The organism is Citrobacter sp. L55 (assembly GCF_002850715.1).
In the GTDB taxonomy this organism is placed as follows: domain Bacteria; phylum Pseudomonadota; class Gammaproteobacteria; order Enterobacterales; family Enterobacteriaceae; genus Citrobacter; species Citrobacter braakii.
The window spans coordinates 1-11568 of the sequence record NZ_KZ559432.1; the positions used below are offsets into that span (position 1 = coordinate 1).

24 protein-coding genes and 1 pseudogene are annotated in these 11568 nt (G+C 48.1%); 20 read left to right on the plus strand and 5 right to left on the minus strand.

From position 1 onward, the window contains the following. The 3 genes from B9P82_RS27290 to B9P82_RS27300 all read right to left on the minus strand — a co-directional run. On the minus strand, positions 1 to 214 hold a 214-nt coding region (locus B9P82_RS27290; protein ID WP_210405007.1), incomplete at its 3' end, for a hypothetical protein. Positions 215 to 269: 55 nt separating this feature from the next. Continuing rightward, entirely contained in the window at positions 270 to 497 is a 228-nt protein-coding gene (locus B9P82_RS27295; protein WP_101701391.1) for a hypothetical protein, read from the minus strand. A gap of 20 nt (positions 498 to 517) precedes the next feature. Then, positions 518 to 790 (minus strand): transcriptional antitermination N peptide, encoded by a 273-nt coding sequence (locus B9P82_RS27300; protein ID WP_101701392.1) that lies wholly within the window; start codon positions 788 to 790, stop codon positions 518 to 520. Between the two features lie 355 nt (positions 791 to 1145). Here B9P82_RS27300 and B9P82_RS27305 point away from each other — a divergent pair, with 355 nt between their 5' ends. Beyond that, complete coding sequence (locus B9P82_RS27305; RefSeq protein ID WP_210405008.1) at positions 1146 to 1352, plus strand: hypothetical protein; 207 nt, start codon at positions 1146 to 1148, stop codon at positions 1350 to 1352. Between the two features lie 33 nt (positions 1353 to 1385). On the opposite strand, the gene B9P82_RS27310 is transcribed toward B9P82_RS27305, so the two are convergent. Beyond that, complete coding sequence (locus B9P82_RS27310) at positions 1386 to 2291, minus strand: hypothetical protein (RefSeq protein WP_101701394.1); 906 nt, start codon at positions 2289 to 2291, stop codon at positions 1386 to 1388. 87 nt (positions 2292 to 2378) lie between these two features. Continuing rightward, on the minus strand, positions 2379 to 3092 hold the full coding sequence (locus B9P82_RS27315; RefSeq protein WP_101701395.1) for a LexA family protein: 714 nt from the start codon (positions 3090 to 3092) through the stop codon (positions 2379 to 2381). Positions 3093 to 3192: 100 nt separating this feature from the next. Between B9P82_RS27315 and B9P82_RS27320 the strand changes: the two genes are divergently transcribed. The 19 genes and pseudogenes from B9P82_RS27320 to B9P82_RS29230 all read left to right on the plus strand — a co-directional run. Beyond that, a complete protein-coding gene (locus B9P82_RS27320; protein ID WP_053389150.1) occupies positions 3193 to 3399 on the plus strand; it encodes a Cro/CI family transcriptional regulator in 207 nt (68 codons plus the stop codon). 133 nt (positions 3400 to 3532) lie between these two features. Then, positions 3533 to 3847, plus strand: coding sequence for a CII family transcriptional regulator (locus B9P82_RS27325; protein ID WP_101701396.1), 315 nt, complete (start codon positions 3533 to 3535; stop codon positions 3845 to 3847). A gap of 33 nt (positions 3848 to 3880) precedes the next feature. Next, complete coding sequence (locus B9P82_RS27330; protein ID WP_069219616.1) at positions 3881 to 4486, plus strand: GIY-YIG nuclease family protein; 606 nt, start codon at positions 3881 to 3883, stop codon at positions 4484 to 4486. Continuing rightward, positions 4479 to 5366, plus strand: a complete 888-nt coding sequence (locus B9P82_RS27335) for a hypothetical protein (protein ID WP_101701397.1) — start codon at positions 4479 to 4481, stop codon at positions 5364 to 5366. The genes B9P82_RS27330 and B9P82_RS27335 overlap by 8 nt, the downstream gene beginning before the upstream one ends. A gap of 2 nt (positions 5367 to 5368) precedes the next feature. Continuing rightward, a complete protein-coding gene (locus B9P82_RS27340; protein WP_196773607.1) occupies positions 5369 to 6223 on the plus strand; it encodes an ATP-binding protein in 855 nt (284 codons plus the stop codon). Beyond that, entirely contained in the window at positions 6220 to 6630 is a 411-nt protein-coding gene (locus B9P82_RS27345; RefSeq protein WP_101701398.1) for a hypothetical protein, read from the plus strand. Before B9P82_RS27340 ends, B9P82_RS27345 begins: the two co-directional genes overlap by 4 nt. After that, the gene (locus B9P82_RS27350) at positions 6627 to 6926 is read left to right on the plus strand and encodes a hypothetical protein (RefSeq protein WP_101701399.1); all 300 of its coding nucleotides are present in this window, start codon (positions 6627 to 6629) and stop codon (positions 6924 to 6926) included. Before B9P82_RS27345 ends, B9P82_RS27350 begins: the two co-directional genes overlap by 4 nt. Beyond that, positions 6923 to 7102 (plus strand): hypothetical protein, encoded by a 180-nt coding sequence (locus tag B9P82_RS27355; protein WP_101701379.1) that lies wholly within the window; start codon positions 6923 to 6925, stop codon positions 7100 to 7102. Before B9P82_RS27350 ends, B9P82_RS27355 begins: the two co-directional genes overlap by 4 nt. A 580-nt stretch (positions 7103 to 7682) precedes the next feature. Continuing rightward, positions 7683 to 8141, plus strand: coding sequence for a hypothetical protein (locus B9P82_RS29215; protein WP_246842181.1), 459 nt, complete (start codon positions 7683 to 7685; stop codon positions 8139 to 8141). Next, positions 8138 to 8569 (plus strand): ead/Ea22-like family protein, encoded by a 432-nt coding sequence (locus B9P82_RS29220; protein ID WP_246842182.1) that lies wholly within the window; start codon positions 8138 to 8140, stop codon positions 8567 to 8569. The genes B9P82_RS29215 and B9P82_RS29220 overlap by 4 nt, the downstream gene beginning before the upstream one ends. A 1-nt stretch (position 8570) precedes the next feature. Further along, on the plus strand, positions 8571 to 8777 hold the full coding sequence (locus B9P82_RS29225; RefSeq protein WP_101701402.1) for a hypothetical protein: 207 nt from the start codon (positions 8571 to 8573) through the stop codon (positions 8775 to 8777). Continuing rightward, positions 8774 to 9445, plus strand: coding sequence for a hypothetical protein (locus B9P82_RS27385; protein WP_101701403.1), 672 nt, complete (start codon positions 8774 to 8776; stop codon positions 9443 to 9445). The genes B9P82_RS29225 and B9P82_RS27385 overlap by 4 nt, the downstream gene beginning before the upstream one ends. Further along, on the plus strand, positions 9445 to 9699 hold the full coding sequence (locus B9P82_RS27390) for a hypothetical protein (protein ID WP_101701404.1): 255 nt from the start codon (positions 9445 to 9447) through the stop codon (positions 9697 to 9699). The genes B9P82_RS27385 and B9P82_RS27390 overlap by 1 nt, the downstream gene beginning before the upstream one ends. Positions 9700 to 9737: 38 nt before the next feature. Then, positions 9738 to 10160 (plus strand): NinB/YbcN family protein, encoded by a 423-nt coding sequence (locus B9P82_RS27395; protein ID WP_101701405.1) that lies wholly within the window; start codon positions 9738 to 9740, stop codon positions 10158 to 10160. After that, complete coding sequence (locus tag B9P82_RS27400) at positions 10157 to 10336, plus strand: NinE family protein (RefSeq protein WP_101701406.1); 180 nt, start codon at positions 10157 to 10159, stop codon at positions 10334 to 10336. The genes B9P82_RS27395 and B9P82_RS27400 overlap by 4 nt, the downstream gene beginning before the upstream one ends. Beyond that, positions 10329 to 10619: a DUF1364 domain-containing protein gene (locus B9P82_RS27405; protein WP_047415016.1), complete on the plus strand. Its 291-nt coding sequence runs from the start codon at positions 10329 to 10331 to the stop codon at positions 10617 to 10619. The genes B9P82_RS27400 and B9P82_RS27405 overlap by 8 nt, the downstream gene beginning before the upstream one ends. Next, on the plus strand, positions 10616 to 10978 hold the full coding sequence (locus tag B9P82_RS27410; RefSeq protein ID WP_101701407.1) for a RusA family crossover junction endodeoxyribonuclease: 363 nt from the start codon (positions 10616 to 10618) through the stop codon (positions 10976 to 10978). Before B9P82_RS27405 ends, B9P82_RS27410 begins: the two co-directional genes overlap by 4 nt. Positions 10979 to 11282: 304 nt before the next feature. Continuing rightward, positions 11283 to 11429 carry a YlcG family protein gene (locus B9P82_RS28380; RefSeq protein ID WP_103770175.1) on the plus strand — a complete coding sequence of 49 codons (147 nt, stop codon included), beginning with the start codon at positions 11283 to 11285 and terminating at the stop codon, positions 11427 to 11429. Continuing rightward, positions 11426 to 11568, plus strand: a pseudogene (locus B9P82_RS29230) (DUF4417 domain-containing protein); the annotation flags it as partial. The gene B9P82_RS28380 and the pseudogene B9P82_RS29230, both read left to right, overlap by 4 nt.

The window sequence follows — 11568 nt, forward strand, 5'->3', positions numbered from 1 at the left end:
CATGCCCAACCTCAATCCACCACGCTTTAATCTGTTCTTCGGTAGGCTGAAATGTCTGCGAAAGCTTTGGAAGAAATACATCTCGGTTAAGTTCTTCACGCAGAAAAGTTAGAATGTCGATACCTTGACCTGATGGATAGCCATCCCACTGACCGTACTGCGCAACTTTGTACTCGCCGTCTTTGACCACGCAGGTCAAGTGTCTTGTTCCCATCGCCTTACCCTATGTTTGTATCGTGAGCTAATAAAAAGGCCGCCGTAGCGACCTATCATAAAGAAACTTCATATCCTTGCTCTGCAAGCCAAGTTGCTACATCTGCATCACCGATGGCTTCTAGCAGGTCATCTACTTGGTATTCGCTAACAATCTGATCAGCCTTAAAAGCTTCAGAGATTTCCATATCCTCCACATCAACCTCTAGATGGCGATTCCATCCATCACCATTCGGAAAAATTCCTGTGATATTTTTAATTCTTACTGTTCCACTAATTCCCATTGCCTCACCTCATAAGTTAATTAACGTGCCGTAACCGATTTGCTGCTGCGATGACCAGCGGCATACAAAGCCACATCTGGCAAGCATGTTGACCCTGAGTAGTGATTAACCATCGTGGTAATGGTCACCACCTCAGATCGCATCGCTGGCTTGCGTTTACACTGCAACTGAACGCGTGATTCAGTAGGGCGGTGCAATGCCTCAGAGCTTGCCGTTACTTCGTTCTGTAACGCTGCACGACGCTCTCTGCGACGACCTGATGCTGAACCATTGAATGATGTTCTACGTGTCATGGCGATCTCCTGAATGAACTTTGGTGGTGACGTGTCACGATGCTTATCTCCGTGATTGCTGTCTCGCAGCTGCAATTCACATCACCCCAAAGCACATTGCTTGGTTAGTTAGGCTTTTCAGCCTCGTAGTCGAATGTTCGACGTTGTGTAAAGAACATCACCGTCCTGGTGAGTAGTGCGTCCTGCTGATGGATACAATAATCACCGCAAGTGGTAATTAAGTCAACACCGCAAGAGATAAAATATTACCGCAAATGATTAAGTGGCTGATATTTGTGTGTATTTATTTTTTCACTTGTAGTGATATGCTCATAAAAACATCAAAGAGGGCGTTGTTATGGGGTTAGGGATGGATATGGGACGGGATGAGCTATTAGAAGATCGCGCAGCGTTCATCGCTGGAGAGATTGGCGGAGCGGTTGTCGAGCTGATTATCGGCGATGTAGCGATTAGTCGGGATGCGATTGTGGATAGCCTGGAAGCCAAGCGAAAGTCGGTGGGTAATGTTATTCACAAGGGGCTACTGCGGGATGCTGCGGAGTTCGTGAGGAAGGGGCAGTAAAAACCCGGCGCGGTGGCCGGGTTGTGGTGGAGATCAATGCTTATTTGGGAGTGCTGGTTTTTTTATCGACTCTAATAGCTCTGAGGCGTTACTGATCTTTTTGTTCCCAAGATAATTTGGCAGTTTTTCCATTGCGTAGTTATCGTGTAGCCATTTTCTGAACACGCCAAGCGCCTCAATAGGATAAATCCAGGCGGTTATATACTTATTTGCAGCTGACTGCCTGTAATTTTCGGGGAACAGATGTTGGTGCTGCACCCTTTCCCCGAATTTATCGGATAGCCCATTAGCTGACCAATACTTTCCCCAGTGAATTCCAACGCTTCCATCCAAAGATGTGGTGTCATCCATAGGGAATCCTCCCCCGATCAAGTTCATGGCAATGTCAGCTATCTCTCTGAATACTGCAAAGTGAGTTGTCGGTATCTGATCGTTCAGCTTAATCCTTGCTCGATAGTTCTCGAATGAAATATCTATTGAAGCATTTGGGTTGTAATTTGACTTTTCATAAATCATCCGCTTAAGCGTGTACTCAGCCAAGCGAACAAAATTACCTATTGCGACTGATCTATCAAAATTCGTGGCATCCAGAGCGTAGTAACGGAGGATAGCCATGCAAACATAGTCAGGATAAGCATGAGTTTCCACGTTTGAGCTATTTAAAACTCGAGTGTAGAGCCTGTCGACGTTATGAAACCCTTTCTCCGCTAAATACGCAGCTACTTTTTGACCTCTGGGTTTATTTTTCTCTGTGTCCCAGTTTGATGTGAACACCCTCAGTGGCGTGTCATCAATGCCGCATAACTTTGCGAGACCATAGAGAGTTAGGTAAGGAGTTCCATCATTGAGAACGCCCATAGGAATATCATCAGAAACAACCTCTACTACAGGGAAAAGCTGCATTTGGTGCAGGGATCCGCTATTGCTGTTAATCGACATATCTTCATGATTTCCTTATTTTTGTTGTAGAGATCTGCTTTTTTTATTTCCTACATATGGATGCGTAAGAAGTCTCTTGCTGAGGACTCACCCAAACGTCTCTTCTGGCCACTGTGACGCAACAACCTTACCAACAACCCGGCAGTGCTCATTGCATGGCATCATAGGGAACTGAGGGTTCAATGGCTGGAGAAATATCTGCCCGCTGTCCTTGATCAGTTTCTTGAACGTGAATTCATCGCCACCTAATCTGGCGATACAGAAATCACCAGGGTCAACCGGTTCATCTGGGTCTACAAGAATCAGCATTCCTTCAGGAAAGCTTGGCTTTGAACCAGCTGGAGCTGTCATTGAGTGGCCTTCAACTTCCAGCCAGAATGCATTGTCGCTGGCTTTCTTTGTTGTGCTTACCCATCGCTCGGCATCACGTTCGGTGAATGTACGAAACTCAGGTGAGAACATACCTGCTTGCACATGTGAGAACACCGGGTAGTCATAGTCGTTGCTGACCACTAAATCAGTGGATACAGACTTGTACATTTCTTCTATCTCTCTGGCGATAGAAGGACTGAATTCACCAACATTAACTTGTAAAACTCTCGCTAATGCAGCCGCATTACTAGCATTAAGCGCATTTACACCATTAAGGAGTGCGGCAATAGCCGACTGTCCGACACTTAAAGCGTCGGCTATGGATTCCTGTGAGAGCTTCAACGTAGACTTTTTGCTCTCATAAATCGCCTTCAGACGTCTAGCGTCTTCAAGCTGTTCTGTTGTTAATGGTTTCTTTTTTATGCTCATAGTAGAAATTTAACACCGTAGGGGATAATTTACTAACACCGCATGTGTTGACATAACTACCTCCAGCGGTGATAATTAATCCATGCACTAAGGAGGTCGTATGGAACAGCGCATAAAACTTAATGAATACGCACAACGATTCGGTCAAACCAAAGCTGCTCAAGACCTTGGGGTTTATCAGAGCGCTATTTTCAAAGCGTTAACAGCCAAGCGAGATATCACGGTAATCGTGCATGCAGATGGTTCTGTTTCTGCTGAAGAATTAAAACCGTTTCCCAGCATTCGCCGCGACAATAACGCAGCCTAAGTAACACCGCTCTTTTCACAATGGCCGTCCGGCCTACGTAGCTGAAAAGCTAACTTCAAATCAAAACAACAAACATGGCTCTGCGTGTCTGCGCATGGCCTTTTAACTATTTAACACCAAAGGAATTTACCAAATGGATGACTTAACAACACGCAACAAAACCAGCGCTCGCAACATTGAGAGTTGGATCCTAAACCGCATCGCCATTCTCGGAACTACCCAGGTAGCTGAGCATCTCGGAGTAAACAAATCATCGGTAACGCAGTGGAAGAAGCACTACATCCCGCGCATGGCAGCACTACTCGAATTCATCGGTTACTCGATTACTGACGACGACATTTCACGTGTGGTTGTGGGATTGGCTGACTTGCTGGAAGAGAGAATGTGCGGAAAGAAAAAACGCCCCGTTGGAGCGGAGCGTTCTGATCAGATAACCATGCAATTCTGAGTCGAATAACTGGATCAATTCACAGGAGTAATTATGACACCGATAGAGCTGTGGTTGCAAGAACCACCCGTCAGCGATGAGTTGGATTTTCCTGAAGGGTATTCTCCTCGCGGATGGGTTTATGTTCTTGAGAACGAGGCAATGCCAGGCCTCTATAAAGTGGGAATGACAACAAACAGTCCCGATAAAAGAGCTGCTGAGCTTTCTGGCGGAACTGGCGTTCCAAAAAAATTCCACGTTGTTAAAGCATTCAGAACACAGCATCCGGAGAAGCATGAGGAAGAAATTCATCGGCTTCTTGCGAGGTTCAGGATTAATGACGGCAGGGAGTTTTTCAAATGCAAGATCGAAAAAATCATTCACATCTGCAGGTCAGTCATCCCTGACGGTGATGCCAATAAAGTCAATGACCTCATCGACAAATACAACTTCATAACCTTCGAAAAATTCAAAGATTTACGTCCTGCTGACGTTCTAAGCCAATTAGGTATAACTCACTTTGGGGATAGCGAGGCTGCTCTAATTCGCTTGGCTATGTTCGGCTCAGAAGTGGTGCGGCATTTAACTCGCGATGGGGGATCTGTTGTCTTCTTCGATGCGCAGTTCACTCTTTTAACTCCCGGAGATAACGATGGCTAGATCCAGAAATATCAAACCCGGCTTTTTCATAAATGATGAACTGGCCGAATGCTCTCCATATGCACGCCTACTTTTCGCCGGGCTGTGGACTATAGCTGACAAAGAAGGGCGATTGGATGATCGTCCTAAAAAAGTTAAAGCAATGGTACTGCCTTTCGATGATGTGGACTGCAATGATCTGCTTCAGCAGCTTCACAGCCACAAATTCATCAACCGCTATCAGGTAAATGGCGACTCATACATCCAAATAAATAACTGGAAGAAGCACCAGAACCCTCACTGCAAAGAAGCTGCTAGTGAGATACCAGAACCAGTAGAGAACAATGACAGCACCGGAAAAGAACAGTGCAAGGACGACAAAGAGGAAGACAAGAAGGATATTGAAGAACCTCAAGCCATTGAAAATAATGAAGCACCAGAAAAGCACCATGCAAGAACAGTACAAGAACCAGTAGAGAACAATTTAAATCCTGCTGATTCCCTTAACCTGATTCCTGATTCCCTCATCCCTCATACTGATTCCCTTTCTAACACCCAAGCCGCTGACGCGACTTGCGAAGGGGCTGAGGCTGATATCCATAAAATTTCAAGTCGCTATGCATTCGAAGGAAATATCGTTCGGTTAAACCACAAGGACTACGAAGCCTGGAAACGCCTGTATCCGAACATTGACCTGAAGTACGAACTGGAAAAGTTGGATATCGAATTTAGCCATGAGAAGCCAAAGAACTGGTTTATCACTGCTAGCCAGAAACTTAGCTACCAGAACAAGCAAGCGCTATCCAGACCGGTACGCAAGGTTGCTAATGGCCTTCAGTCTGAAGGTTTTGCGTCGAAGGACTACGGAAAAACTGAAATGCCTTCATGGGCTCAGGAGTGATCATGACACTGGATGAAAAAATATCGAGCCTTGAAAAGCGCATTGCCGAGCTGAGCGAGCCTCCCGCGCAGATTGAAGATACTGACATCGTGATTAGCACGGAAACCTGCGAAAAACATGGCGATTTTGAGTGCAGGACGAGAATTTACACGGGAACCATCATCAAAATTCCGCCAAGGCCAAGCATTTGTCCGGAATGTATGCGTGATGAGCTTATCAAGCTGCAAGCGGAGAAGATCCGCATCGATGAGGATTTTCGCAAGCGAAACGTTGAGCGTCTGCTGGATGGCCTGGACATACCCAATCGATTCTTGTCCTGCACCCTGCAGAACTACGAGCCAGTGAACGATGACGCTAAGCGAGTTCTGAAGGTTTGCCAGGCATATGCCAATCGATGGCCTGAGCGACTTCAGAAAGGCGGCGGACTGGTTATGTGCGGTAAGCCTGGCACTGGTAAGAACCACCTTGCGCTGGCTATAGCGCGGCATGCAATCACCGAGCATCAAAGCTCAGCCGTATTCACCACCGCTCTGAAAATTGCCCGAGAGTACAAATCAACCTGGTCAAAGGGCTCAACGCGCACTGAAGACGATGTGATCCGCTACTTCACCAAGCCAGACCTGCTGATCATCGATGAGGTAGGGGTGCAGTTCGGTAGCGATGCCGAAAAGCTGATCATGTTCGAAATCATCAACACTCGCTACGAGCGCATGAAGCCAACCATCCTGATTAGCAACCAGACCAAAGAAGAGCTGGCAGCGTTTATCGGTGAGCGCGTCATAGACCGCATGAGCGACGGCGGTGGCTGCACTCTGTCATTCACCTGGGATTCATACCGCTCTAAGGGGGCCGCATGATGGACAGCTTAAAGCAACGCATTCTCGATTACGTATCAGCTAACCAGCCAGCCAAGGTTGATCTGATTTACAAGGAGCTTGGTATCTGCCGTAACCGGTACTACGAAGAGGCCAAACAACTTCGGTTCATGGGCAAGCTGCGCAGCGTACCGGGAATCGGCGTATTCCCCGGAGAAGATGCCTATCAGCGCTGGCTGAAAAGTGGTGGCTACGAAGAGATCAGACGACGCGCTGTCGATGCAAATTTGAGTAGCCAGGAAGCGAAGGGCATGAAGAAACCGCGTAACAGTGACGACCCGAAGATGTTCGCACCATACGACCCGGCGAAGAATGGAGTGGTTGCTGAGTTCATGCAAAGCGATGCGAGAAAGCGACTGATGATGGTTTACGGGAGGTTAGGAGCATGAAAGAAGCACGTAACACCCGGGAAATTATCGAAGCTGAGTATCCCGAATTCCCTGAAACAATACTCCACGCCGAACTATGCCGGGCCTGTGCTCGCGTAGACGGTCGCAGCATCAAGCAGTCGCTCAAGGCATTTGCTCTGGCACGTATCGAAAAGGTTGAGAGTAAGCCACTTAAAGGCGCACTTGAGCAGATGGCATCAAGCATGTTTCCAGAGACAGAGATAGCCCGTATCCGCTCCTGTGTAGGTCGCATGGAGTCGGCACTGGTTAAGACATTCGGAGTGAAGCGAACATGAAAGACAAAGAAATTTTAGATCAACTAAAAATCAAAGCTAAAGAAGCAAAAGAGTGGGCATCTAAATGCTTCCAGTACCAGAAAAGCCTAAGCCAAGCTGATATTGAATTTAACAGAGTTCAGCAGGAAATATACGCGCTTGCTGAGAGGCTCGGAGAGGAACCAAGCCATGACTGAACCTTACATAGCAGAGCTATCTGCAAGCGTGGCCGTGATAGTCGGCCTTTTTTATGNCATGAAAGACAAAGAAATTTTAGATCAACTAAAAATCAAAGCTAAAGAAGCAAAAGAGTGGGCATCTAAATGCTTCCAGTACCAGAAAAGCCTAAGCCAAGCTGATATTGAATTTAACAGAGTTCAGCAGGAAATATACGCGCTTGCTGAGAGGCTCGGAGAGGAACCAAGCCATGACTGAACCTTACATAGCAGAGCTATCTGCAAGCGTGGCCGTGATAGTCGGCCTTTTTTATGCCCGGAGGAAATGGTGAAGCTCGATAAATTCTACTTCCTTGGCAAGTTCGTATTTGGCTTTGGGATATCAACTGAGCTATGGCACACGGAGCGTAAATCAGGCGGTAAGGTTGTGCATTTCCTCCATTTTGGTTACACGCCAGACCTTAGCCCTGAGAGAGCATTCAAAGCATCGCTACTGGTGCTCACATTCATATTTTTAACGATGCGGATAGGCATCTGCCGAAAACGCAAAAACATCGATTAACAGGCTCGCATCGCGGGCCTTTTTTATGAGGGTAAGATTATGAGCGTTAAACGTTATGACATGAAGGAAGTCTTCAAGGGCAGAATGGCTGTTGTCGAGACAAGCGCAGGAGCCTTTGTTACCCACGGAGATTACTCCGTGATCGAGCAAAAGCTCACAGACATGGCAGTACAGCTCGCTAACGCCGAGAGCAAGTGCAGGGAGCTGGCGGCGGAATTAAGCGCTGTAGATAAAATTCACAACGAGTCGGTATTCATCACCGACGACCATTACGAACAATGCCCGCCAGAAGTTCAGAAGATGATTCGCTCACTGGCTGTATTGCAGATACCTGCTTACGACGCTTTCCTGGCTGAAGTGCGGGCCAGTGCGCGTAATGATTTTATCGATCGCATCGAGTGGATTATCCGCAACGAATGTAATCCTGAGAAAACCGAAGCAATCATCAATGAATTGCAGAATTTTTCTGACGAATTGAAGCAGGAGGCAGCCCAATGACAGCACTCAACAAACAGTCATACCGCGCTGATGGCGGTGATATTGGAATTGGTCGTCTCAAAGAGATTGCTGATAACGCATATAGCGATGAAGAAAAGCGCTGGCTGGCGCAGCGTGTTCTGGCGCTGCTGGGTGAGCTGGAGAAAGAAAAAGGCTACGCCAGCGCATACGAAGGGGAAAAGTGGCATTACCACCAGTTAGCAGAATCTGAGGGCGAGCGTGCGAACCGGGAAGAGGCCAAGTTGGATGCCGCAGAGAAGCGCATAGCAGAACTGGAGGCGCGTGATGTTAACTTGCCAAAACGCAGCGTTGGTGAAGTCATGCACATGAGCGGATTCAGCCGGGATTATGCCGAGGGATGGTGTGCTGGTAATGACAACGCTATTCACGAAATCCGCGCCGCTGGCATTAGCGTGAAGGGGGAGTGAGATGATTGCTGCAAACTACACAGTCAATCTCTACTGCGACTGCGATGAGTGCACCGGTAAGCAATGGGGAAGTCCAGATTTTGCCGAGTACATTGGAAATTCATGGTCTGATTGCGCAAAAGAGGCGCGGTCACATGGCTGGCGTATCAGCAAGGATAGAACGCGAGCGTTCGCGCCAGGTCACAAGATTTCGAGGACTACCCCATGACAACTAACCACCCTGCGCACGGTCCTGTGTCACTCGATCGCCTGCACCAGATAAGCGAAATACTCAGCAAAGCAGCAGCACAAAGCGACGGCGGTAATCTCGGCTACGCAATGGCTGATGCTGTGAAGGTGATTGATGGGGCTATTGCGGCATTTGGAGTTGACAACAAAACCACGCATAACAGCGTTATTGCAGAGCAGTTGGCGCATATTCTTTCTGTCATGGAAGTTACGGACCATCAGAGAGCCATAATCAGCTGTGCTGTAGATAGGTTGAACAAGAATGCGGACACTATCTGTCAATTATCGAAAGCTGCTTGTGCATTGCCGGATAGCCTTGATTATCATGGTGCTAAGGAGCTTTTTAATTACCTAATGACAGAAGAGGAAACCAACGCGACGGTAAACGGCTGGAACGCCTGCCGCGCCGCCATGCTTCAGGCTGGCAACTCTCCGGTAACTCCGGATGGTTGGCAATTAGTTCCGAAGGAACCTACAGCTGCGATGAATAAAGCTGGCTGGGACGCAATGAACGAACATGATGCAATTAACCCTACGTATAGAGCCATGCTCGCAGCAGCACCGAAGCAGGAGGTGAAAGCAGCGCTTGAGCATGGAATGCAGCGTTACGCCAGTGCTATGCAAAAACTGTCAGAAGGGGATAAGTGATGGGAAAGTTAACCTTCGTTATTGATTTTGAAGACGGTAAAGAGCCTCCTGTACATGCTCACATGAAGGCGTTCGGCGGCAAAGTTGTCGCGGTGGCTTTCCGTGATGCGCTAAGCGAACAGGAAGAGCGTGAGCAGGTGGTAAGCACCTATGAGCCCCTAAACACTATCCGTTGCTTTATCTGTAATGGTCGTCACCCAATCGGCGTTGCCTGCCCGTTTAATACGATTACTTCGGAGGTAAGCAATGGCTAAATCCGCAACAGAGCGCAAAGCCGCTCCGGAGGTAACAAGTGCAAGAGTTCATCCTGCACGAAACGAATAAAACTCAACTCTGGTTACTCCTCAAAGAAATCCTCTCTACCGGCAAGCGCTGGCGCATAAAAATATCTGAGTACCGTGAAAAGCGAAGTCTTTCGCAGAACAACCTTTTGTGGAAATGGAACACCGAAGTAGCGGAGCAGTTAACCGCTACCGGTGCTGACAAATTCACTGACGAGGAAGTCCACGAGTGGCTCAAGGATATGTATTGCCCAGCGAAGCCGGTAACTATCTCAGGAATGACCAGATACGTTAAATCAACCCGGCGACTCGATATCGGTGAGATGCACAAATACCTCACCGATATCGACCAGTGGGCGCATCAGAAGGGATTGCGACTAACCATTCCTGACAGTTGCGAGTACCGGGAATTACAGCGGAGGCAGAACGAGTGAGGCTAAAAAGCACAACTCAAATTGCATTGGATAATCTGATATTCACTCCCACCAAACGAAGTCGAAGCAAACCCAAGCCGATCCCCACGGCATCCGAAGTGAAAAGCTACGACCCTACCTATCCACTTATAGCCAAGCGTTGGTTACGCGTTAAGGCGAGGAGGAAACATGGCTGACTTACGCAAAGCAGCACGAGGCCGCGAGTGCCAGGTGCGAATCCCGGGCGTATGTAACGGAAATCCTGAAACAACAATCCTTGCTCATATCCGGCTTGCTGGCCTGTGCGGTACCGGTATTAAGCCGCCAGACCTGATCGCCACGGTGGCATGCAGCCGGTGTCACGACGAGATAGACAGGCGAACGCATCTTGTTGATGCGGAATATGCGAAAGAATGCGCTCTGGAAGGAATGGCGCGAACGCAGGTTATGTGGTTGAAAGAGGGTCTGGTGAAGATATGAACGAATATCGGATCACGTTGCCATGGCCCCCGCAAAATAACCACCTGTTTACGGTTGCAAGGGGTAGGAAGATAAAGAGTAGCAAGGGGCGGCAGTACAGCGCATTGGTCAATCAGTACATCATCGAAGCAAATCAGCAATACCAGCTAGCCGGAAGGCTGAAAGTAAAAATCCTCGCCTACCCACCAACACGAGCGCGTCGTGATCTGGACAACCTCTTTAAAGCACCTCTCGACTCACTCACCCAAGCTGGCGTCATTGCCGATGACAGTCTGATTGATGATGTGCGCATGGTTCGCTGTGAAGTGGTAAAGGGTGGGCGGCTGGAAGTGGTGATCACTGAACTGGAGGCGGCATGAGTTTATTTCAATGTGAAAACTGCGGTTGCTGTGAAAACACTGCACTAGCGGCTCAGGGATTTAATGGGTATTTCGAAAAGCTATTCGATTGGTCATATGCACCAGAAAGAAAGGGGTTACGGCTATGTAGCGCATGCGGACCGGTTAAGTACAGAGACGGTAAGGATACCGAATATGGTAAATGGCACCGCGTATTCCCACGAGTTTACTTGCCAAAAGGAGAGTTCTTCACCAACAAGCAAGGGAATCTCGAGCACAAGGAAACTGGCAGCGAAGACTATCGGAAGTATGCGCTGGAGGAATCATGACATTCGAATCCTACTTTGCTGATCACCTTCGACTTCGCTGGACACGGTTACGCATCTATCGTCGCCCGGGGTCATTTGCCACTGACTACCGGATATTACGCAATTACATCAGTCGCTATAAAACATCAGGAGCAGAAGCATGAAGATAACGCCGATATTCTCAATGGTGAACTTTGTTGATGACGCTCATTTCCGGCGCGTTTGGCGTCACCCAAAAAAGACCATCACCAAAAAACAGCAGGCATGGGTGCATTACATGCTGTCAGTCTGGGGGCGCGTTAA

Bases quoted from the DNA above. Each gene is read 5' to 3' on its own strand.
- B9P82_RS27355 (WP_101701379.1), top strand. From the start codon at position 6,923: ATGAAAGACAAAGAAATTTTAGATCAACTAAAAATCAAAGCTAAAGAA.
- B9P82_RS27410 (WP_101701407.1), top strand. From the start codon at position 10,616: ATGAACGAATATCGGATCACGTTGCCATGGCCCCCGCAAAATAACCAC.
- B9P82_RS29220 (WP_246842182.1), top strand. From the start codon at position 8,138: ATGACAGCACTCAACAAACAGTCATACCGCGCTGATGGCGGTGATATT.
- B9P82_RS27325 (WP_101701396.1), top strand. From the start codon at position 3,533: ATGGATGACTTAACAACACGCAACAAAACCAGCGCTCGCAACATTGAG.
- B9P82_RS27335 (WP_101701397.1), top strand. From the start codon at position 4,479: ATGGCTAGATCCAGAAATATCAAACCCGGCTTTTTCATAAATGATGAA.
- B9P82_RS27295 (WP_101701391.1), bottom strand. From the start codon at position 497: ATGGGAATTAGTGGAACAGTAAGAATTAAAAATATCACAGGAATTTTT.
- B9P82_RS27330 (WP_069219616.1), top strand. From the start codon at position 3,881: ATGACACCGATAGAGCTGTGGTTGCAAGAACCACCCGTCAGCGATGAG.
- B9P82_RS27340 (WP_196773607.1), top strand. From the start codon at position 5,369: ATGACACTGGATGAAAAAATATCGAGCCTTGAAAAGCGCATTGCCGAG.
- B9P82_RS27345 (WP_101701398.1), top strand. From the start codon at position 6,220: ATGATGGACAGCTTAAAGCAACGCATTCTCGATTACGTATCAGCTAAC.
- B9P82_RS27305 (WP_210405008.1), top strand. From the start codon at position 1,146: ATGGGACGGGATGAGCTATTAGAAGATCGCGCAGCGTTCATCGCTGGA.
- B9P82_RS28380 (WP_103770175.1), top strand. From the start codon at position 11,283: ATGACATTCGAATCCTACTTTGCTGATCACCTTCGACTTCGCTGGACA.
- B9P82_RS29215 (WP_246842181.1), top strand. From the start codon at position 7,683: ATGAGCGTTAAACGTTATGACATGAAGGAAGTCTTCAAGGGCAGAATG.
- B9P82_RS29225 (WP_101701402.1), top strand. From the start codon at position 8,571: ATGATTGCTGCAAACTACACAGTCAATCTCTACTGCGACTGCGATGAG.
- B9P82_RS27390 (WP_101701404.1), top strand. From the start codon at position 9,445: ATGGGAAAGTTAACCTTCGTTATTGATTTTGAAGACGGTAAAGAGCCT.
- B9P82_RS27310 (WP_101701394.1), bottom strand. From the start codon at position 2,291: ATGTCGATTAACAGCAATAGCGGATCCCTGCACCAAATGCAGCTTTTC.
- B9P82_RS27405 (WP_047415016.1), top strand. From the start codon at position 10,329: ATGGCTGACTTACGCAAAGCAGCACGAGGCCGCGAGTGCCAGGTGCGA.
- B9P82_RS27320 (WP_053389150.1), top strand. From the start codon at position 3,193: ATGGAACAGCGCATAAAACTTAATGAATACGCACAACGATTCGGTCAA.
- B9P82_RS27350 (WP_101701399.1), top strand. From the start codon at position 6,627: ATGAAAGAAGCACGTAACACCCGGGAAATTATCGAAGCTGAGTATCCC.
- B9P82_RS27315 (WP_101701395.1), bottom strand. From the start codon at position 3,092: ATGAGCATAAAAAAGAAACCATTAACAACAGAACAGCTTGAAGACGCT.
- B9P82_RS27385 (WP_101701403.1), top strand. From the start codon at position 8,774: ATGACAACTAACCACCCTGCGCACGGTCCTGTGTCACTCGATCGCCTG.
- B9P82_RS27300 (WP_101701392.1), bottom strand. From the start codon at position 790: ATGACACGTAGAACATCATTCAATGGTTCAGCATCAGGTCGTCGCAGA.